At 63.1% G+C, this 1273-nt stretch carries 1 protein-coding gene; it reads right to left on the bottom strand.

Translation table 11 applies throughout. The features are described from left to right. Positions 1-21: 21 nt before the first annotated feature. A complete protein-coding gene (locus tag AC1DVF_RS29315; protein WP_477296472.1) occupies positions 22-1026 on the bottom strand; it encodes an IS110 family transposase in 1005 nt (334 codons plus the stop codon). Positions 1027-1273 lie beyond the last annotated feature (247 nt).

Genomic DNA, 1273 nt, shown 5'->3' with positions numbered 1-1273 from the left:
TTGTAGATACTCTCTTGGCCGTCAAGCGTTCTTGAGGTGTTCAGGGCTGAAGAGCTTCGAGGTATCGAAGTTCTCGTTGTTCTGCAGACAGGCCCACAGGCCTGTCAGGTACTTACGCATGACCGCCGTGAGGGCTTGGCGCTTCTTCTTTCCACGGCGGACGAGTTGCTCGTAGAAGGCCTTGGCCAAGGGGTCATGCCGGACGGCGACCAGGGCTGGCATGTAGGTTCCGGCACGTAGGTAGGCGTTGCCGCCTTTGCTGATGCGTGAGGCGCCGTGGACACTGCTGCCGGACTGGTTGAGGCAGACGTCCAGGCCCGCGTGACGGCTGACCTGCGGTGCTTTCATGGTCGTCGGCAACATGGCCAGTTCGGCCAACAGAGCCATCGCCGAGACCTCCGCCACACCCGGTGCAGCAATCATGTGCTTGAGCTGGGACTGACGGATCGGGTCGTCGTCGATCAGCGTGCGCATCGCTGCACGCAGCCGTTCGATGCGCCGGTCCAAGGCCTCGATGGCCTCCGCTTCGTCCTCGAGCAGCAAGGCGTAGGTGTCCTGTTTGGCGTTCAAGGCATGCAGGCGACTCTTCACTCGTGTGCGATCGGCCGTCAGGCGATTGATCTGCCGTCCCAGATCGCGCAAGGCGAGGTCGCCGATGCTGGGGGCCGACCAGCGGGGCGGTAGCAGGGCGTGGCCGTAGTCGGCCAACAGGCCGGCGTCGATGCTATCGGTCTTGCTGCCCTTGAGCTTCAATTGGGCGAACCGCTTGGCGCTGCGCGGGTTGATCACCGAGACCGGTAAGCCGGCGCGATCCAGCGCAATGGCCAGATCCAGGTGATAGATCCCGGTGGCCTCCATCACCACATAGGTTGGGGCCAGCTTGAGCAGTTGTTTGACCAGCCGGGCATGGCCGGCCGGCGTCTGCTCGAAGGTGCCCTTAGCCACGGCCTTGCCCGCCGCGCCTGCTTCATGCGCGGCCATGACGACGCTGCGCGCCGCCACGTCCAGACCCACTGATACCGTCATGACTTTCATCCTCGGCGCGTTAGCGCAAGAATGATCCCGGCTCCCCGACCTCGCATTTGATGCCGCTGCGACCTTGTAATGCGAAGTCCCTTGTGGGCTTCTCGATACTCTCCGCAGTGGGCAATGAGGCGGGGGGCCACTCTACAATCGAAGTCAGAATCACTCTGCTTCCAGGAGCCGGCGGCCTCCCCGGGATCTCACTTGCTGCACCTCCCAACGGAAGGCATCCCTAAGATACAAGGAGCCG

It is taken from the genome of Pseudomonas sp. P4_D7 (genome assembly GCF_056401755.1).
The sequence above is the reverse complement of the archived record's forward strand: the minus strand, read 5'-3'. Positions and strand labels throughout refer to the sequence as shown.